The organism is Muriicola sp. E247 (genome assembly GCF_041358175.1).
Lineage (GTDB): Bacteria > Bacteroidota > Bacteroidia > Flavobacteriales > Flavobacteriaceae > Muriicola.
The window spans coordinates 72,982-91,548 of the sequence record NZ_JBGKBE010000002.1; the positions used below are offsets into that span (position 1 = coordinate 72,982).

The following is an 18,567-nucleotide window of genomic DNA, read 5'->3' on the forward strand; positions in this document are numbered from 1 at the left end:
AAATGCCGAACGTGAGCCTTGTTAAGGGGGAGTTAAAAATTCTTAACTCTATTTTATCTGCTGCAGATAAAGTATATCTGTTGTTTCATCGGTCATATTTTAACTACTTTTGCAAAAATTTTAAAGAATCGCTATGTTATCTGTTTCTAACTTGTCTGTACAATTCGGCAAACGAATTTTATTTGATGAAGTCAATGTAAGCTTTACTCAGGGAAACTGTTACGGGGTTATCGGCGCTAACGGTGCCGGGAAGTCTACTTTCCTGAAAATCCTGTCTGGTGGCGTCGATCCTACTTCGGGACATGTACACCTGGAACACGGAAAGCGCATGTCTGTCCTGGAACAGGATCACAATGCCTATGACAGGAATACGGTTCTGGAGACAGTAGTCATGGGAAATAAACCATTATTTAAGATAAAAAAGGAAATAGATGCTTTGTATGCTGATTATTCCGATGAGAATGCCGAGCGGATAGGGGAGTTGCAGGTGACTTTTGAGGAAATGAACGGCTGGAATGCAGATAGTGACGCCGCGGCCCTTTTATCGAATCTGGGGATACGCGAGGAATTTCACTACACGGAAATGTCTGATCTCGATGCCAAATTGAAGGTGAGGGTTTTACTCGCGCAGGCACTTTTTGGTTCTCCTGATGTACTGGTAATGGATGAACCTACCAATGATCTCGATTATGAAACCATTGAGTGGCTCGAAAACTTCCTGGCCAATTATGAGAATACAGTCATTGTAGTATCGCATGACCGTCACTTCCTGGATGCGGTTTGTACGCATATTGTGGATATCGATTTTGGAAAACTCAATCTCTACTCCGGGAACTATACATTCTGGTATGAAAGTAGTCAGCTTGCCGCACGCCAAAGAGCACAGCAAAATAAGAAGGCCGAGGAGAAAGCCAAGGAATTACAGGAGTTCATTATGCGCTTTAGTGCCAATGTAGCCAAGAGCAAGCAGGCAACCTCCCGGAAAAAGATGCTCGAAAAACTTAAAATTGAAGACATCAAGCCTTCTTCAAGAAGATACCCTGCCATTATCTTTGATCGCGAACGGGAAGCCGGGGATCAAATCCTTAACATAGAAGGGATGTCGGCCAGGAGCGAGGATGGAGCATTGCTATTTGACAAACTCAATTTAAACCTTGCAAAAGGAGACAAAGTTGCCGTCATCTCAAGAGATTCAAGGGCAACCACGGCATTTTATGAAATCATCAATGGGAATAAAAAACCAGAATCGGGAAAATATCAATGGGGGGTAACGACCACACAATCATACCTGCCTGCCGATAACTCATCATTTTTTGAAGATAATATTAACCTGGTGGATTGGCTGAGACAATGGGCTAAAACCGAAGAGGAAAAGGAAGAAGTATACCTCCGGGGGTTTCTCGGTAAAATGTTGTTCAGTGGAGAAGAGGCCCTAAAAAAATGCACCGTATTATCAGGGGGAGAGAAGGTAAGGTGCATGCTGAGCAGGATGATGTTACTCAGAGCCAATGTATTGATGCTGGACGAACCCACCAACCATCTGGACCTGGAGAGTATTACTGCATTTAACAATTCGCTTAAGAATTTTAAAGGGACGGTACTTTTTACTACCCACGATCACCAATTTGCTCAAACAGTAGCGAACAGGATAGTTGAACTGACCCCCAAGCAAACTATTGATCGTTATCTGAGCTTCGATGATTATATGTCGGATAAGAGCATCAAGGAGTTGAGGGAAAAAATGTACAGCGTCCCGGCTTAGATGATTCCTGAGCATAAAAAAAGCATTCGAAGGAATGCTTTTTTTTATATCCATTAACAATTTAAGCATTAAAATACTTGCTGTTCCAGATCGCTGGATTAAAGTTTTTCCCCAAGGCAAAGCCGTAAAATATCACTACGGAGGCGATGGACTTGAACATAAAGAAATAGATGATCCAGAATTCAGCCTGAGAACTGCTTTTTGAAAAGAGCCCTTCAGGCACCAACTGAGTGGCAAAAAAAGAAATCAGCAAAACCAGCATGGTGAGGTTGACTATATTTTTAAACGGCCAGGCCATCAGTTTTCTCAGTGGATGCAGGTCATTTCCCCAACGATGAATTAAATAGTAATACCCATTTCCTATAGGAGCAAATAACAAGGGGTCGTCTTTGTCCTCTAAGCGGAATAGTTTTGACGGGGCAACTATTTTAAAGCCCTCAATGGAAAACCCATGATCTTTTTCAAGTGCCTTTATTTTTGATATCCCTTCCTGAGGAATTTCACCTTTAAAGTACTTTGAATCGAGAAAACGCAGGCGGTAATCTATGCAGATCTTCTTTATCTGATCCAGATGATAGATTTTGTCCGTTTCGAGAAGGTCGAAGCAAAAGCGATTTTCCACACCTTTCCTTTGTCCTTCCAGACGCTTTTGAATTTGCTCTTCTTTGGCGTTGTCTTCTTTTAGAAATTGGTAGACGGCTTCGATGAGATCCTCCTGAACTCCATCCCTGCGCATCTCGAGGGATAGTTTTTCCTCGATATTCGTTCTTGATAATAACATTCTTTTCCTTTTAGCAATTTTCACAAAAGTACATATTAAGACTACTTCAGGCAACCCTCTTTCCGTGAACAACCAATGTTAATATTATGTTAATTTCGATTAAGGTCGATTTCCGGCCATTCAATTACTAAACTAAAAATGTATATTGTCGATCTTTTGATACCGTTCGTCGAATCGACGGAAAGATTTAACTATGAGAATAAAGCCTTTATTAACAATGGGGCTTTGGGTAATTTTTTTGCTTCCAGCATTGGGATTTGCTCAGGCCACAGACGGTTATTCCGATTTTAAGAAAACGATTTACACATCTACCGTGGAATCGGGGAATTATACTACCCTAACTTCAGCCTTGAAAGCTACGGATTTGGACGTCCTTCTTGATGGTGATGCACCGTTTACCATTTTTGCACCTTCCGACCGGGCTTTTAAGAAACTCTCATCCGAAAAAATTGCGCATCTTATGCGCCCTGAGAACAACAAGCAACTCAAGGAAATGCTTACTTATTTTATGGTTGCAGGGTCGCTTTCTGCCTCCAAAATCCTGAATGCCCTGGTGAAGGGCGATGGAAATGCCACTTTTACTACCGTTCATGGGAAAAAGATAAAAGCTTCGATTGAGGGAGTAGATATTGTCCTCTCAGACGGATTGGGTAATAAAGCCAGGATTACCATAGCCGACTCCGATCAGTGTAATGGTATTATTCATACCATTGATAGTGTAATCCTACCTAAGGCTCTGTGATTTACTTATCGTAATTCGGCCCCCAATTCTTGTTCATAGGCCGACTTCATCTTGCTCATGATCTTGTCTATCTGTTTGTCTGTCAGCGTCTTTGTATTGTCCTGAAGTGTAAAACTAACGGCATATGACTTTTTACCTTGAGGGAGTTTATCCCCAGTGTATACGTCGAAAAGTGAGAGGTCTTTTAACAACTTTTTTTCAGTCTTAAAGGCAATTTCTTCAAGCTGACTAAAGGGGATGGCTTCATCGAGTAAAAGCGCAAAATCTCGTCTTACAGAAGGGTATTTAGGAATGGGACTGTAAACAATCTTTTGTTCAGCTGCCAGGGTACAAATAGCTTCCCAGTTGAAATCGGCAAAAAATGTTTGTTGACTGATGTCAAACCGCTTCAATAATTTTTCACTGACAAGTCCGAGATGTACTAAAGAGGTTTTGTCCTTTGTCAACTCTAACCCCTCACCAAATACAGGATTAGACGTTGAGGTAGATCGGTACTTTTCGATACCCATTTTTCTAAGGATGAGTTCTACTATGGATTTAAGATAATAGAAGTCGGTAGGCTTCGAAGGTCCTGTCCAGCTTTCTGCCATCCGGTCTCCGGTTATCAATAGCGAAAGGTGACGGTTTTCCTCGTATCCATCAGTTCCTGTATGGTATGTTTTTCCGAATTCAAAAAGCTTCAGATGCTGCCGCTTCCGGTTGATGTTATAAGAAGCAGCTTCCAAAGCTGAAAATAACATGGATGTTCTCATAACAGATAACTCTGAGCTTAACGGGTTTAATATTTTAACTCCGGACGAATTATCGTCATCCAGGGATGCTGAGTAATCGGGGTTAGTTAAGCTATTAGAGAGGATTTCATAAAACCCTTGTGCAGCAAGCAGATCTCCTGCGTGATTTTGGAGGATATAGTCTTCAAATCTTGAGGAGGTAGCCACAGAGGCATGGAGCTTGGGGTCAAAGTTGATATTGTTATAACCAAAAACTCTGAGAATTTCTTCAATGACATCCACTTCACGGGTAACATCTATTCTATAAAATGGAATAACCAGTCCCAATCCCGTTTCGGTTACATTTTTGATTTTGATATCGAGGGATGTCAGGATTGATTTGATCACATCCTTCGGAATTTCCTGGCCGATCAGTTTATTTATTTTTTCAAAAGTGAGGAAAACCTGATTGTCTTCTTTCTTTTTGGGATACAGGTCGACCACATCTGAAGTGATCTCTCCTCCGGTGAGTTCGCAGATCAATAAGGCAGCCCTTTGCAGGGCGTATTCAACATTATTGATATCAATGCCCCTTTCAAACCTGAAAGATGCATCCGTATTTAATCCGTGACGTTTAGCAGTTTTCCGGATGGATACCGGATCGAAATAGGCACTTTCAAGGAAAATGGCTTTGGTGCTCTCGGTTACTCCTGTATTGATGCCTCCAAAGATACCTGCAATACACATCGGCTTTTCCCCATCGCAAATCATCAGGTCATCTTCGTGCAAAATTCGCTCCTCCCCGTCGAGAGTCATAAAACTTGTGCCCGCTTTGACGGTCTGTACGATGATCTCTTTCCCAAAAATACGGTTGGCATCAAAGGCATGGAGTGGCTGCCCCAGCTCATGCAAGACATAGTTAGTTGCGTCCACCACATTGTTTATCGGCTTGAGTCCGATCGCCCTGAGGCGATTTTTAAGCCAGTTGGGGGAAGGCTGAACAATGAGATTACTGATTGTGACTCCGGCATATCGGGGAGCCAGACTGGGGTCCTTCACGGATACAGCAATTTTCAAAGACCTGTTGGCCACATTGAAATTACTCAGGGAGGGCGTCAGCATTTCTTTTTTAATACCCTGTTGCTGCAAGCCGGCTTTCAGATCCCTGGCAACGCCGTAATGACTCATAGCATCGGCCCTGTTGGGTGTCAGACCAATTTCAAAGACATGGTCGTTTTCAATTTCAAATAATTCTGATAAGGCTGTCCCCGGCTCTATAGAATCATCCAGGATCATAATTCCTTCGTGATCCTGTCCAAGACCCAGTTCATCTTCTGCACAAATCATTCCTTCACTAACTTCCCCGCGGATTTTCCCTTTTTTAATCTTTAAGGGTTCCCCGTTGTTCATATGCAGGGTAGTCCCTATAGTTGCAACCGGAACCTTTTGTCCTTTTGCCACATTGGGTGCTCCGCATACGATTTGAAAAGGGGTATCACTGCCGATGTCAACCACAGTAAGTTTTAGCTTATCGGCGTTAGGATGCTTAATACAGCTGGTTACATGACCTACAACTACACCTTGAAGGCCGCCGGGAATCGATTCAAAATCGGCTATACCTTCTACTTCTAATCCCAAATCTGTAAGAAGTTCTGCAACCCTGGTCGGCTCCCAATCGAGCTGAAGGAATTGTCGTAACCAGTTATAAGAAATTTGCATGGACGTTCCTTAAGCGTTCAAAGATAAAACAATGGGTGTTCACATTCAAAGCAGAACGAATCTTTCATCACGAATTTTGCAAATTTTGTTTTCTCCTTTATTTCGATATTTGCAACTTAACTGAAAATCATGCAAAAGAAGATTCTGATATTTCTCTGTGTTCTTATCGTCTTAGGATGTAAAGAGAAAAAAGAGGTCGAATTAAGTGAAGGTATCTGGAGAGGGGAGATGGAGGTAATGGATCAACATCAACTTCCCTTTAACTTTTCCCTGAGCAGGGAGGAAGGAGGCTATTTAATGGAGGTTTACAATGCTGAGGAAGTTTTATTGATCGATGACATCCAACTAAAAGGAGATTCCATCAGGATAAATATATCCGTATTCGACGGATTTTTTACGGCAACCTATACGGCTGATGAGATGGTCGGTGAATTTGTCAAGGAAGACCTCGATCGCAGGGTACCATTCACAGCAGTCTACGGTGACAGCATGCGTTTTAAGGGTAAGCGGTCTCCATCAGCCAATATAGAAGGCATATGGGAGGCAGAATTCAGCAAAGAATCCGAGGATGCCTATATGGCCAAAGGTATTTTCAGTCAGGAGAATGGCGAAGTCAAGGGTACCTTCAGAACTACTACCGGCGATTACAGATATCTGGAAGGTACTATTCAGGGAGATTCTCTCAAATTGTCCACTTTTGACGGGGCACATGTATTTCTCTTCCTCGCAAAAGTCACAGACAGTTCAATGAATGGCGTGTTTTATTCCGGCAACCATTTTCAGGAACCTTTTGAAGCCTTCCGAAACGAATCCTTTGAATTGCCGGATGAGGATACGCTTACCTATTTAAAGGAAGGGTATGAAAAAGTCACTTTTTCTTTTCCCGATATGGAAGGTAACTTTATTTCTTCTGAAGATCCTGAGTTTCAGGGGAAAGTGGTCATACTTCAGATCATGGGCACCTGGTGCCCGAATTGCCTCGATGAAACCAAGTTTCTAATTGAATATTTGGAAAATAACCCTTCCGAAAACCTTGAGGTAATTGCCCTCGCCTTTGAATATGCAAAAACGGAGGAAAGGGCCTTCCGGGGCATTGAGCGATTAAAAGAACGCCTTAATATTCCCTACCCTGTTGTGCTGGCGCAATACGGTAGTTCAGACAAATCAACGGCAAATGAAAAATTACCTATGTTAAATCATGTGCTGTCATACCCAACCACTGTTTTTATAGATAAAAAAGGAAAGGTAAGAAAGATACATACTGGGTTTAACGGACCGGCAACAGGAGAGAAGTATGTCGCTTTTAAGAAAGAGTTTGACGAATTCGTACGGCAGTTACAGGCCGAATAAAAAAAGGGCCCTTCGGTTAGGAAGGACCCCTGATGGCTGTAAAAAAAAGTAATTAAATAATGGTTGATTTTCCCAACCAGATATTTTCTTTATTCAGGATAAGATAATCTTCGGAATCTCTGATATTTTCCGAAATAAAATCTCCTATGTGATTTGTTCCATATTTACTCGAGGTATTAAGGTCTGGGGAGACGATTCCTTTCTTAATTGATGTAAGAACTGCTATAACTATAGCTCTTGATTCTTCATCCAGTTTAAAATGGTCAAGTAACATCGCGGCCGACAGGATTGAGGCCACGGGATTGGCAATATCTTTCCCTGTAGCCTGTGGATACGATCCGTGTACGGGCTCAAAAAGGGCTGTGCCCTCCCCGATGGAGGCAGAAGGCAATAGGCCAATGGAGCCTCCCACAGCGCTTCCCTCATCAGAAAGTATGTCGCCAAACATATTTTCCGTTAAGATTACATCAAATTGCGACGGTTTTAAGACCAGTTGCATCGCTGCATTGTCTATAAACATACAATCGAGTTTCACCTCAGGATAGCTCTCCCCGATTTTTGTAACCACTCGCCTCCAAAGTCGACTAGACTCCAAAACGTTTGCCTTGTCAATGAGCGTTATTTTTTTTCTTCTGCTTTTGGCAGCCTTAAATGCCAGGTGGGCAATACGGCTCACTTCGCTTTCCGTATAAGTACAACTGTCTGTAGCGACGGTGCCATCTTCACTAAGCGATTTATCCCCGAAGTAGATTCCACTGGTAAGTTCCCGGTAAATCACAAAATCTGTTCCGGTTATCACTTTTTTCTTCAGGGGAGATTTGTCCGTGAGGGTTGGAAAAACCTTAATAGGCCTGATATTGCAAAATAGGCCCAGTTCTTTTCGTAGCCTCAGTAGTCCCTGTTCGGGTCTGACTTTCGCGTCGGGGTCATTGTCATATTTGGGATCACCGATAGCCCCGAAGAGTACGGCATCTGATTTTTTACAGAGGGCAAGTGTTTTCTCAGGCAGTGGATCACCTGATTTGTCCATCGCGGCTGCACCAACAAGCGCTTCCGTATACTCAAATTCATGACCGAAGGTCTCCTCAACGGCCTGCAGGCATTTTAGGGCCTGGGCAGTTACCTCGGGGCCGATGCCGTCCCCCGGAAGCAGGGCGATTTTAAGTTTCATACTCAGGCGATACTTTCAATGTTGATATTGGCCTTTTCGATGATCTGGTGGATATCTTCATCGAGAATTTCCTTTTTCCTGTCCGCAAATCTGAGGAAGTATTCGTAAATGACATCGAGTTGGACTTTGGTAAGTTCATATCCTATATTCTTAGCCCTGTAGGCAAGTGCTGCTCTACCACTTCTGGCAGTTAAAACAATAGACGAATGATCTACACCTACATCCGTAGGATCCATGATTTCATATGTTTCCCTCTTTTTGATTACCCCATCCTGGTGAATACCAGAGCTATGAGCAAAGGCATTTGAACCTACAATGGCTTTGTTAGGTTGAACAGGCATACCCATTTTTTCGGAGACCATAAGGCTAGTGTCATAAAGGAGCTTGCTGTTTATACCCGTATCCAGATTGAGATAGGGATGTTGTCTCAGAATCATGACCACCTCTTCAAGGGAAGTGTTTCCGGCTCGTTCCCCAATTCCATTGATAGTACACTCAATCTGTCGGGCTCCGTTGATCACACCGGAAATAGAATTGGCCGTAGCCAGACCCAGGTCATTGTGACAATGACAGGAAAGTATAGCCTTTTCAATCCCTTCGACATTTTCGCGGAGATATTTCATTTTGGCGCCGTATTCCTCAGGAAGACAGTACCCGGTTGTATCCGGGATATTTAGCACTGTTGCTCCGGCTTTGATCACTTCTTCGCAAACCCTGGCCAGAAATTCATTGTCGGTCCTTCCCGCATCCTCGGCATAAAACTCAACATCTTCAACAAAACTCTTAGCGTATTTTACTGCATCAACAGCCCTTTCAAGTATTTTTTCCCTGGTGGAGTTGAATTTGTATTTGATATGCGAATCTGAAGTGCCAATTCCCGTATGGATTCTGGGTTTTTTGGCATGTTTTAAAGCTTCAGCAGCTACTTCTATATCTTTCTTTACGGAACGGGTTAGTCCGCATACCGTTGCATTCCTGACAAGTTTGGCAATCTCATTGACCGAATTGAAGTCGCCCGGACTGGAAATGGGGAAGCCGGCTTCAATCACATCCACCCCCAGAGTGTCGAGCCTTTCGGCGATGACCAGTTTTTGTTTTGTATCCAGTTTACAACCGGGAACCTGCTCTCCATCACGAAGTGTAGTGTCAAAAATGTATACTTTATCTTTGCTCATTATAATTACTTAATTTTACTCACCATAACGAATGTATTACAACCGATTCAGACCAATTGCGTGGTTGTGAGGCATTTACAACGTTAATATACTTTTTAAAGTATTTAACAAATTGATAATCAAGTAGATAAGCATATCATTTTACGATGACAAATGTCAATAAGGACGCCTTATTTGTTCTAGTTAAATCACTTTCCAAATCAGAGAAGCGGCAATTTAAATTGTATGTGGGGCGACTCGGGGTCAATACGGATGCCAAATTCCTGGCCTTGTTCAATTTGATGGATAAGATGAAAAACTATGATGAAAGTGTGATCCTGGAAAATGGTATCGTTAAAAAAGCACAGTTATCCAATCTCAAGGCACACCTTTACAGACAAATACTTGTAAGTCTTCGACTTAACCCGGTTAACCAGAATATAAGAGTACAAATCAGGGAGCAGCTCGATTTTGCAACCATCTTGTATCAGAAGGGCCTTTACAAGCAAAGCCTTAAGATATTAGACAAGGTTAAATCGACTGCCATCGATAATGAAGAAAAGAATATTGCCTATGAAATTGTAGAACTGGAGAAGATTATTGAGACCCAATACATTACCAGGAGTATCCCAGACAGGGCCGATGAGCTGGCTATTCAGGCAAAAATGCTTTCTGAGCAGAATGTGATGACCAGCAAGTTGTCTAATCTTTCCCTGCAACTTTATGGGATGATGCTGAAGGTAGGTTATGTAAGAAATGAAGAAGATCTCAGGAGGGTAAAGGAGTACTTCGATGCGCACCTGCCCGAATACAATCTCAACGACCTGGGATTTCGTGAGAAACTTTGGTTGTACAAGGCACATCTTTGGTACAGTTTCCTGATTCAGGATTTTTTATCCTGTTATAAGTACGCCAGTAAATGGGTAGACCTCTTTTATGACCACAAGGAAATGATTGCCTTAAACCCCGTATTTTTTCTCAAAGGGAATCACTATTTGTTAGAATCGCTTTTTTATGTGAAATATGCCTCCCAATTTGAGCAAGTTCTGGCAAATTTGGAAAAAACGGTAGCCCAGAAGGACTTTCCGGCAAATGATAATATTACTTCCCTGAGCTTTCTGTATATCAATGCCAATAAACTAAACCTTCATTTTTTAAAAGGAACCTTTGAGAAAGGGCTTTACCTGGTAAGGATCATTGAGTACGGAATCAATAAGCATAAGGATCGGATTGACGAACACCATATTATGGTTTTTTATTACAAAATCGCCTGCCTGTATTTCGGGGTGGGGGATAACAAAAACTGTATCGTCTACTTAAAGAAAATAATCAATAACAAGAACCTGAAGATGAGGGAAGACCTCATGTGTTTTGCGCGTATGCTGAGTCTGGTTGCGCATTATGAAGCAGGAATGGATTACCATCTCGAGATACAGTTAAAAAGCACCTATAAGTTTCTTCTGAAAATGAACGACTTGCACGAAGTACAAAAAGAGATCATCAAATTTTTACGTAGTCTGGGATCGATCTACCCCAACGAACTCAGGGCCGAGTTTCAGAAGTTATACGACCGACTTAAACCCCTTGAAAATCACCCTTACGAAAAACGGGCCTTTCTTTATCTGGATATCCTCTCCTGGCTCGAGAGTCATTTGCAGAATAAGCCGGTGGCCGAGGTCATCCGTGAAAAGGCTCTTAAAGCACTTCGATAAAAATAATTCTTTTAAAGGCAGGCATTCCAAAGCGGGTCAGCAGGAGGTGCTGCTATCAAGTTCAACGGTTCTTTTTTTACAGGATGATTAAAACTCAGTTTTCGGGCATGAAGGTGTATGCCACCATCGGGATTGCTGCGGTCAAACCCGTACTTCAGATCTCCCTTTATAGGACATCCAATAGCCGCAAGTTGTGCCCTAATCTGGTGGTGCCGACCGGTTTTCAGATTTATTTCGAGTAAGGTATACCTGTCTAATTCTTTTAAGACAGAATAATCGAGTTCAGCCCTTTTACTATCCGGGATTTCAGAAGGGTAAGCATAGGATTTATTTTGTTTATGGTTCCTCTTTAACCAGTTTACGAGAGTGTCTATCTTGTTCTTTGGTTGGTTTTTAACTATGGCCCAATATATCTTCTCGGTTTCCTTTTCTGCAAAAAGCCTGTTCATTCTCGAAAGGGCTTTGGAGGTCCTTGCGAACACCACAACCCCGCTTGTAGGCCTGTCTAGCCTGTGGATCACTCCCAGAAAGACGTCTCCCGGCTTATTGTATTCTTTTTTGATATAATCTTTTACGTGTTCACTGAGAGGAAGATCTCCGGTTTTGTCTCCCTGTACAATATCTCCAACCCGCTTATTCACTGCAATGAGGTGATTGTCCTCGTAGATAACCTGGAGGTTGGCAGCATTGGAGGTGATTTTATCTGCAGACAAATTGGATAGACTTTTGGAGGTTTCTGGTAGTAAAACGGCTGCTTTCGAAAGGGAATTTAATATTGCTCTTCCTCACTGGGAAAATCGAGGGTTTTAACATCTTTCACATAATTGGAAATGGCCTCGCTCATTTCATCGTAAAGATTCATATACCTCCTTAAAAATCTGGGATTGAATTCGTGTGTCATCCCTAACAGATCATGAATGACCAGCACCTGTCCGTCTGCGTGTCTCCCCCCGCCAATCCCTATTGTGGGAATGGAAATACTCTCAGATACTTTCTTAGTAAGGGCTGCCGGGATCTTTTCAAGGACAATGGAAAAACATCCCATTTTTTCTAGGAGTTTAGCATCTTCCATTAACTTGGCGGCCTCATCTTTTTCTTTAGCCCGAACGGTATAGGTTCCAAATTTATAAATCGACTGTGGTGTTAAACCGAGATGGCCCATCACGGGAATCCCGGCGTTGAGGATTCGTTTTACTGATTCCTTGATTTCAATACCCCCCTCTAATTTAACTGCATGTGCCCCGCTTTCCTTCATGATTCTAATGGCCGATCTCAGGGCCTCCTTAGGATCACTCTGATAACTTCCGAAGGGCAGGTCTACTACAACCAGAGCTCGGTGAACCGCCCGGATTACTGAGGAAGCATGGTAGATCATCTGGTCTAAAGTTATAGGGAGGGTCGTCTCGTGCCCTGCCATCACATTGCTGGCCGAATCCCCAACGAGAATGACATCTACCTTGGCAGCATCGACAATTTTGGCCATGGAATAATCATAAGCGGTAAGCATGGAAATTTTCTCCCCCTGCTTTTTCATATCCACCAGGGACTTTACAGTAACTCTTTTATACTCTTTCTTAGCGACTGACATAGTAGTTCGTTTGGGCGTTAAATGTAAGGAGAAATGAGCAATTAGTAATCAGCCCGTCAATGGGTTTCCTATTATTGTGTACATTAGTTGAAAATGATCCGAAACACAGAATCTAAATGAAAGTGTATACAGCTCTATTGGTCCTTTTTACCGCAACTTGTGGATTGGCACAGGATAATCCCGAAAAAAATGTTGAAACAGCCATTAAAGATTTTTTCCAGGCATTTCACGACCAGGATGCTGCCAGGCTAAGGGAGAAGGCTTCATCCGACATCAGAATGCAAACCATAGGGAAATCGTCTGAGGGACATGACAGTGTGGTGAACGTGCCTTATGAAAGATTTGTAAAATCTATCGTCAGTATCCCGGATTCAGTACAATTTCATGAACGTTTGTTATCCATTTCTGTAAAAGTAGACGGCAGCCTGGCACAAGCCTGGACGCCTTATGAATTCTGGATCAATGGCAACTTAAGCCATTGTGGTGTCAATTCTTTTCAGCTTATCAAAGAAAAGGAGGGATGGAAAGTACTTTACATTATCGATACCCGTAGAAAGGAAGGTTGCATCGAATAAGTATGTTGAGCCTTTAGAGCCTTAAAGATTTACTTTGGTTACAAGTCTTTAGTATCTAATTTCCCTCCCGTATTTAGTTATTATTCTTTTGAAGTATGTGACAACCTGTCAGTTTCAAGGGGTTGGCACTATGTTTGACATTTGACATAGCAAATTGAATTGAAACTATTAATATTAAAAGAGATAAGATGAGCAAAATTATTGGGATAGATTTGGGTACAACCAACTCCTGTGTTTCCGTAATGGAGGGAAATGAGCCAGTTGTGATTCCGAATGCCGAAGGGAAGCGGACCACACCATCTGTAATTGCCTTTGTAGAAGGAGGAGAGATCAAAGTGGGTGATCCTGCCAAAAGACAGGCAGTGACCAATCCCCACAAAACCATTTACTCCATCAAGAGGTTTATGGGAAATAAATACTCCGAATCAAAAAAAGAAGCTGAAAGAGTTCCGTATAAAGTATTAAAAGGAGATAACGATACCCCACGTGTGGATATCGATGGGCGTTTATACACTCCTCAGGAATTGTCTGCCATGATTCTTCAGAAAATGAAAAAGACTGCTGAGGACTATCTGGGGCAATCAGTAAGCAGGGCGGTGATTACTGTGCCTGCCTATTTTAACGATGCCCAGCGACAAGCTACCAAGGAAGCCGGAGAGATTGCAGGTTTAAAGGTAGAGAGGATTATCAACGAACCTACCGCTGCTTCACTGGCCTATGGTTTAGATAAGAAACATAAAGATCAGAAAATTGTGGTATTCGACTTTGGTGGAGGAACACATGATGTATCTATTCTCGAATTAGGGGATGGAGTATTCGAAGTGTTATCAACCGATGGAGACACCCATTTAGGGGGTGACGATGTGGATCAGAAAGTGATCGACTGGCTGGCGGATGAGTTTAATAAAGAAGAAGGAATAGATCTGAGGAAAGATCCTATGGCCCTTCAGAGACTGAGGGAAGCTGCGGAAAAGGCAAAGATCGAATTATCGAGTTCTACTCAGACTGAAATTAACCTGCCTTACGTCACTGCTACCGCTTCAGGACCTAAACACCTGGTGCGTACGCTTGCAAGGGCAAAATTTGAGCAATTAATTGCTGATCTGGTTAAAAGGACTATTGAGCCCTGTGAAACCGCATTGAAATCTGCCGGTTTGTCAAAAAGCGATATCGATGAGATTATTCTGGTAGGTGGATCTACAAGGATTCCAGCTGTACAGGAAGCCGTAGAGAAATTCTTTGGCAAGAAACCTTCAAAAGGAGTGAATCCCGATGAGGTGGTAGCAGTAGGTGCTGCTATTCAGGGGGGAGTATTGACCGGTGATGTGAAGGACGTTCTTCTCCTCGATGTAACTCCACTATCCCTTGGAATTGAGACCATGGGAGGGGTGATGACAAAACTAATTGAAGCTAATACCACTATTCCTACAAAGAAGTCGCAGGTATTTTCAACAGCGGCGGATAATCAGCCTTCGGTTGAAATCCACGTACTTCAGGGAGAAAGGCCTATGGCTGCGGATAACAAAACTATCGGAAGGTTCCATTTGGATGGAATTCCTCCTGCACCCAGAGGTACACCTCAGATTGAAGTTACCTTTGATATAGATGCGAATGGTATTATCAAGGTGTCTGCCACAGATAAGGCCACGAACAAGACTCAGGATATCCGCATTGAAGCATCTTCAGGTCTTACTGAAGAGGAAATCGAAAAGATGAAATCTGAAGCTGAAGCCAATGCTGAAGCTGACAAAAAAGCGAAAGAAACAGCTGAAAAGCTGAACGAAGCGGATGCGATGATCTTCCAGACGGAAAAACAATTGGGTGAATTCGGGGATAAATTGTCTGATGACAAGAAAAAACCGATAGAAGCTGCTCTTGAAGAGCTTAAAAAAGCCTATGAAACCAAGGACGTTGCCCAGGTAACTCCTGCGCTTGAGAAGATCAATGAAGCCTGGAAAGTAGCTTCAGAGGAAATGTACAAAGCACAGGCAGCACAGGAAGGCGCGCCTTCAGCTGATGGCGAACCTGCAGCAGCAGACAATGCCAAGGAAGGGGATAACGTGGAAGACGTTGATTTTGAGGAAGTAAAATAGAACACTGTTCTAAGTTGATAAAAGAGGTAGTTTGCGCTACCTCTTTTTTTTCGGCATATAATTTGTTTTCCATTGAAGAAAGAAGCCGTAATTTTGAATCGATGGTAAAAAACTACTTCAGGCATTGTTTCTTAAAAATACAGCTGGTCGTCATGATCTTGCTGGTCATGTCTTTAAACGGGCAGGAACCTCGCGTATTTAACACTTCAGATTTCCAGTTAGTAGGTAAGGTAAAGAGGTGTCTCGTGATTACCGATTACGGAAAAGAATCTTTTGAATTTGATCCTGAAGGGGTATTGACCAAAGTCACTACTCTGTACAGTGATACTGATTACGATATCACTTATTACAGGTATTCCGGAGGCTTACTCACGGAAAAACGTTTAGAAAATTACAGGGAAGACAGTCTGGACAGGCAAACCTCCCTCGCACATATTTATAGTATCGACACTTTGCTCAATAAGGTGGTTAAGGAAAGCGTATATTCCTACCAAAGGGAATTCCTCGATCAGTTTCAGTATAAATATGATGGAAGCGGCAATCTTATGGCTATTATCAGAACTACCAATGAAGGGATTGATGACACCCAGATCAGTTATGACACCCTCAGAGGTGAAGTCACTAAAACCTTCAACGTAAATGGCATAACTGAAAGATCTGTTCGTACAGGGGAAAAGAATGAAAAAGGACAATTACTTAGTGTAGAACTCGAAAAAATCTTTCTGAAAGGAGAGCCCTACAAGGCTACTGAATCGTTTACAGACACCCTTGGGAGAAAGATCAGGGAATTTAAATTCGACTATGATAATGGGAAGTCGAGTTTTGTAAAGACGGAGGAGATCAACTACGAATACGGCGAACAGGGATTCCTAAAAGCAAAAATCCAGAAGTCAGACAAACAGGAAAGCAGGCAGGAATTCATCTATCAGTTCGATGGCCATAATCCACCAAACTGGATCAAGATGATCATCACCCCTGATAATCGTTATACAACGCGCAGGATCACCTATTACGAGGAGGATACTTCTAAAACTGCGGAAGAGGAAAATTAAACAAGCTGCGGATTATTCCAGCTTTTTGGAACACTCGATCATTGCAAAAAGTGCCTTGTTGTGCATGGCAACTGCCTGGGACATATAAAATGCCCTTATCGACTCCAGACTTTCCGCCCGAAGTTCGTTCTCTGTTTTTAACTTTCTTGAGACTAAAATTTGCATTGCCTTTTCACAATGGAAGAGCTTGCCAAGTTCGCGAATCGTTCTTTCGAGTTCGGCCAGTTCGGCTTCAGCCTGCTGCTTGTAATTCATTTTGATTTCCCAGTCGGCTAATTCATCTGCTTTAGAATCAGTAGCAATGATCTCCTTAAGGGGATTTTCGGCAGAGGTTTCTTCGGGGGTCTCCTGATAGATATCGCCCATGGTACAAACATCCAAATTGTTGAGTAGCTGTTCAGCGTTTTCAAGGGCTTTTTTGGTGTAAAACCGACCCATATCCCATTTTTCCTGATTTAATGCCGACTCTAAATTTTCAATCCCGTCAAGAATAGGATTAATTGCCTTCTGACAACCACAATTTTCATTTTGCGTTTTCGCCTTTTCAAAGGCAGACAAGGCCCTTTCCGCGTAATATTGCTGATGTTCAAAGTTATTGGCTTCCATCGAATTTTTTGCATGAGAAAGGCTATAGCCCGCTGAAGCATAGGCATTGTTGCAGTTAGCTGAACCACTTGCAATTGCAAAAAAGGTCAGCACAAAGGCGAGGATGAATTTCATAGATAGTTTTCTGCAGTTAAGGATATAATTGGGGTATTCAACAACTGGATTGATAGAACGCCCTCTAGGGGGCTTTATTGTCTCTAACAGGGGTTAAATTCTAACAGAGAAAAACAAGTCTTGAGGATCATTCTCCGGCTGAGCTCAACAAATCTGTTTTTGTATTTTTCCAGGACTCAGGAAACAAGCCATAACAGCAGGTATTTCTTTTAAATCCATCGGTGAGATATACATTTTTACGCAGTATTCCTTCGAGTACGGCTCCCAGCTTTTCCACAGCCTTTCTCGAGCGGACATTTCTTTCATCAATCCGGAATTCGACCTTTTCAAATTGCAAAGTCTGAAATGCATAATCGATCATTAGTTGTTTCATATGGGTGTTAAGTCCGCTCCCTTGATATTCTCGCCCCAACCAGGTTGCCCCGATATGAAGGACTTTATTTTTCCAGTCGATGTGCATATACCGCGTACAACCGGCAGGGGTGCCTGTATTTTTGTCGTAGACCAGGAAGGGGATGGCAAGATTTTTGTCCCTTTGGTCCAAAGCATCAGTTATATAGGCCCTTAAGGCCGTCTCTGAGTCGATCTCTGAAGGGGAATACCTGGTCAGGCCGGGTTCCATGGCAATATGCAGCAACTGTTCACAATGGCTGAGGGATAAAGGGATAAGTTTTACCCGACTATCTTCGAGGCTGATGTTTTTGAGTTTCACGGCAAACGGTTGATGATTTCTTTTTTAACTACATGCCCGCCGTCAAAGATGTCGATAACGGCCTTTCCACTAAAGAGATTTTCAATTTTCTTTTTTTCTATTGCCCAACGTTCAGGGGTAATGTACTCATCTTCCCTGCCAACTATAAATTTTATTTTTGTCCCTTCCGAAAGATGGGTTATATCGTCAGCTTCCAACTCGTTAGGTATTCCCCCCGAATAGAGAATCAAATGGTCGCATTTTATCTTTCTTTTCGCAACCCACCTCATAGCAATAGAGACACCCTGGGAATACCCGAATATCACCAGCCTGACATTCTCAGGCAGCGATTCATGCTGTATTACCGAATCGATATAAGCCATGAGATTGTCAATTTCCATTTCGGTATCTTCTTTGGTAAGCCAGCTTGCTCCTACGTGTTTAAATTGACCATTCATATAATATTTAGAGGGTGCCTGCGGGGCAATGAGGTAGTGCTTACCAGGATCGAGATCCTTAAAATACTTAAGGAAGAACCTGCTGAGGTACCCCATCCCGTGAAATACAACCCACACATAGGCAGTTTCAGGATGAAGGTGATTTAAGGTAGCATACGTTTTACGGGAAATAAATTTGATTTCTTTCTGACTCAGATCCATATCTAAAATTACAAAATCTACACTTCCTTCGGCCTATAATCTATATCATAATAGTTAATAAAAAAGCGCAGGATTTACATCTTGCGCT

The 18,567-nt window shown here is 42.4% G+C and carries 16 protein-coding genes; 7 read left to right on the forward strand and 9 right to left on the reverse strand.

What is annotated here, in order from left to right; translation table 11 throughout:
• Window positions 1-133: 133 nt before the first annotated feature.
• A complete protein-coding gene (locus ACA086_RS03900; RefSeq protein WP_371002040.1) occupies window positions 134-1,762 on the forward strand; it encodes an ABC-F family ATP-binding cassette domain-containing protein in 1,629 nt (542 codons plus the stop codon).
• A 61-nt stretch (window positions 1,763-1,823) separates the two neighbouring features.
• Here ACA086_RS03900 and ACA086_RS03905 read toward each other — a convergent pair whose 3' ends face one another.
• Window positions 1,824-2,543, reverse strand: a complete 720-nt coding sequence (locus ACA086_RS03905) for a hypothetical protein (RefSeq protein ID WP_371002041.1) — start codon at window positions 2,541-2,543, stop codon at window positions 1,824-1,826.
• 193 nt (window positions 2,544-2,736) lie between these two features.
• Here ACA086_RS03905 and ACA086_RS03910 point away from each other — a divergent pair, with 193 nt between their 5' ends.
• Window positions 2,737-3,285, forward strand: coding sequence for a fasciclin domain-containing protein (locus tag ACA086_RS03910; RefSeq protein ID WP_371002042.1), 549 nt, complete (start codon window positions 2,737-2,739; stop codon window positions 3,283-3,285).
• 5 nt (window positions 3,286-3,290) lie between these two features.
• Here ACA086_RS03910 and pheT read toward each other — a convergent pair whose 3' ends face one another.
• Entirely contained in the window at window positions 3,291-5,714 is a 2,424-nt protein-coding gene (pheT, locus tag ACA086_RS03915) for a phenylalanine--tRNA ligase subunit beta (protein WP_371002043.1), read from the reverse strand.
• 129 nt (window positions 5,715-5,843) lie between these two features.
• Between pheT and ACA086_RS03920 the strand changes: the two genes are divergently transcribed.
• Entirely contained in the window at window positions 5,844-7,064 is a 1,221-nt protein-coding gene (locus ACA086_RS03920) for a peroxiredoxin family protein (RefSeq protein ID WP_371002044.1), read from the forward strand.
• A 52-nt stretch (window positions 7,065-7,116) separates the two neighbouring features.
• On the opposite strand, the gene leuB is transcribed toward ACA086_RS03920, so the two are convergent.
• Both leuB and ACA086_RS03930 read right to left on the reverse strand, forming a co-directional pair.
• Window positions 7,117-8,235 (reverse strand): 3-isopropylmalate dehydrogenase, encoded by a 1,119-nt coding sequence (gene leuB, locus ACA086_RS03925; protein WP_371002045.1) that lies wholly within the window; start codon window positions 8,233-8,235, stop codon window positions 7,117-7,119.
• 2 nt (window positions 8,236-8,237) lie between these two features.
• Window positions 8,238-9,410 (reverse strand): 2-isopropylmalate synthase, encoded by a 1,173-nt coding sequence (locus tag ACA086_RS03930; protein ID WP_371002046.1) that lies wholly within the window; start codon window positions 9,408-9,410, stop codon window positions 8,238-8,240.
• Between the two features lie 146 nt (window positions 9,411-9,556).
• Between ACA086_RS03930 and ACA086_RS03935 the strand changes: the two genes are divergently transcribed.
• Complete coding sequence (locus ACA086_RS03935; RefSeq protein WP_371002047.1) at window positions 9,557-11,101, forward strand: hypothetical protein; 1,545 nt, start codon at window positions 9,557-9,559, stop codon at window positions 11,099-11,101.
• 11 nt (window positions 11,102-11,112) lie between these two features.
• On the opposite strand, the gene ACA086_RS03940 is transcribed toward ACA086_RS03935, so the two are convergent.
• On the reverse strand, window positions 11,113-11,814 hold the full coding sequence (locus ACA086_RS03940; protein WP_371002048.1) for an RluA family pseudouridine synthase: 702 nt from the start codon (window positions 11,812-11,814) through the stop codon (window positions 11,113-11,115).
• A gap of 56 nt (window positions 11,815-11,870) precedes the next feature.
• Window positions 11,871-12,689, reverse strand: a complete 819-nt coding sequence (gene panB / locus ACA086_RS03945; RefSeq protein WP_371002049.1) for a 3-methyl-2-oxobutanoate hydroxymethyltransferase — start codon at window positions 12,687-12,689, stop codon at window positions 11,871-11,873.
• 116 nt (window positions 12,690-12,805) lie between these two features.
• On the opposite strand from panB, the gene ACA086_RS03950 reads away from it, so the two are divergent.
• The 3 genes from ACA086_RS03950 (at window position 12,806) to ACA086_RS03960 (ending at window position 16,409) form a co-directional block, all read left to right on the forward strand.
• Window positions 12,806-13,264, forward strand: coding sequence for a nuclear transport factor 2 family protein (locus ACA086_RS03950; RefSeq protein ID WP_371002050.1), 459 nt, complete (start codon window positions 12,806-12,808; stop codon window positions 13,262-13,264).
• A 188-nt stretch (window positions 13,265-13,452) separates the two neighbouring features.
• Window positions 13,453-15,357, forward strand: coding sequence for a molecular chaperone DnaK (dnaK, locus tag ACA086_RS03955; protein ID WP_371002051.1), 1,905 nt, complete (start codon window positions 13,453-13,455; stop codon window positions 15,355-15,357).
• 101 nt (window positions 15,358-15,458) lie between these two features.
• Window positions 15,459-16,409 (forward strand): hypothetical protein, encoded by a 951-nt coding sequence (locus tag ACA086_RS03960; RefSeq protein WP_371002052.1) that lies wholly within the window; start codon window positions 15,459-15,461, stop codon window positions 16,407-16,409.
• Window positions 16,410-16,421: 12 nt separating this feature from the next.
• Here the strand turns inward: ACA086_RS03960 and ACA086_RS03965 are convergent, their stop codons facing one another.
• The 3 genes from ACA086_RS03965 to ACA086_RS03975 all read right to left on the reverse strand — a co-directional run bounded on the left by ACA086_RS03965 (window position 16,422) and on the right by ACA086_RS03975 (window position 18,479).
• Window positions 16,422-17,129 carry a hypothetical protein gene (locus ACA086_RS03965; protein ID WP_371002053.1) on the reverse strand — a complete coding sequence of 236 codons (708 nt, stop codon included), beginning with the start codon at window positions 17,127-17,129 and terminating at the stop codon, window positions 16,422-16,424.
• A 127-nt stretch (window positions 17,130-17,256) separates the two neighbouring features.
• Window positions 17,257-17,841, reverse strand: coding sequence for a GNAT family N-acetyltransferase (locus tag ACA086_RS03970; RefSeq protein ID WP_371002054.1), 585 nt, complete (start codon window positions 17,839-17,841; stop codon window positions 17,257-17,259).
• Entirely contained in the window at window positions 17,838-18,479 is a 642-nt protein-coding gene (locus ACA086_RS03975; RefSeq protein WP_371002055.1) for an alpha/beta hydrolase, read from the reverse strand. The genes ACA086_RS03970 and ACA086_RS03975 overlap by 4 nt, the downstream gene beginning before the upstream one ends.
• Window positions 18,480-18,567 lie beyond the last annotated feature (88 nt).

Excerpts from the sequence above, each read along its gene's own strand:
- panB (WP_371002049.1), bottom strand. The coding sequence starts at position 12,689 with ATGTCAGTCGCTAAGAAAGAGTATAAAAGAGTTACTGTAAAGTCCCTG.
- ACA086_RS03900 (WP_371002040.1), top strand. The coding sequence starts at position 134 with ATGTTATCTGTTTCTAACTTGTCTGTACAATTCGGCAAACGAATTTTA.
- pheT (WP_371002043.1), bottom strand. The coding sequence starts at position 5,714 with ATGCAAATTTCTTATAACTGGTTACGACAATTCCTTCAGCTCGATTGG.
- ACA086_RS03975 (WP_371002055.1), bottom strand. The coding sequence starts at position 18,479 with ATGGATCTGAGTCAGAAAGAAATCAAATTTATTTCCCGTAAAACGTAT.
- ACA086_RS03935 (WP_371002047.1), top strand. The coding sequence starts at position 9,557 with ATGACAAATGTCAATAAGGACGCCTTATTTGTTCTAGTTAAATCACTT.
- dnaK (WP_371002051.1), top strand. The coding sequence starts at position 13,453 with ATGAGCAAAATTATTGGGATAGATTTGGGTACAACCAACTCCTGTGTT.
- ACA086_RS03920 (WP_371002044.1), top strand. The coding sequence starts at position 5,844 with ATGCAAAAGAAGATTCTGATATTTCTCTGTGTTCTTATCGTCTTAGGA.
- leuB (WP_371002045.1), bottom strand. The coding sequence starts at position 8,235 with ATGAAACTTAAAATCGCCCTGCTTCCGGGGGACGGCATCGGCCCCGAG.
- ACA086_RS03960 (WP_371002052.1), top strand. The coding sequence starts at position 15,459 with ATGGTAAAAAACTACTTCAGGCATTGTTTCTTAAAAATACAGCTGGTC.
- ACA086_RS03910 (WP_371002042.1), top strand. The coding sequence starts at position 2,737 with ATGAGAATAAAGCCTTTATTAACAATGGGGCTTTGGGTAATTTTTTTG.
- ACA086_RS03905 (WP_371002041.1), bottom strand. The coding sequence starts at position 2,543 with ATGTTATTATCAAGAACGAATATCGAGGAAAAACTATCCCTCGAGATG.
- ACA086_RS03930 (WP_371002046.1), bottom strand. The coding sequence starts at position 9,410 with ATGAGCAAAGATAAAGTATACATTTTTGACACTACACTTCGTGATGGA.
- ACA086_RS03965 (WP_371002053.1), bottom strand. The coding sequence starts at position 17,129 with ATGAAATTCATCCTCGCCTTTGTGCTGACCTTTTTTGCAATTGCAAGT.
- ACA086_RS03950 (WP_371002050.1), top strand. The coding sequence starts at position 12,806 with ATGAAAGTGTATACAGCTCTATTGGTCCTTTTTACCGCAACTTGTGGA.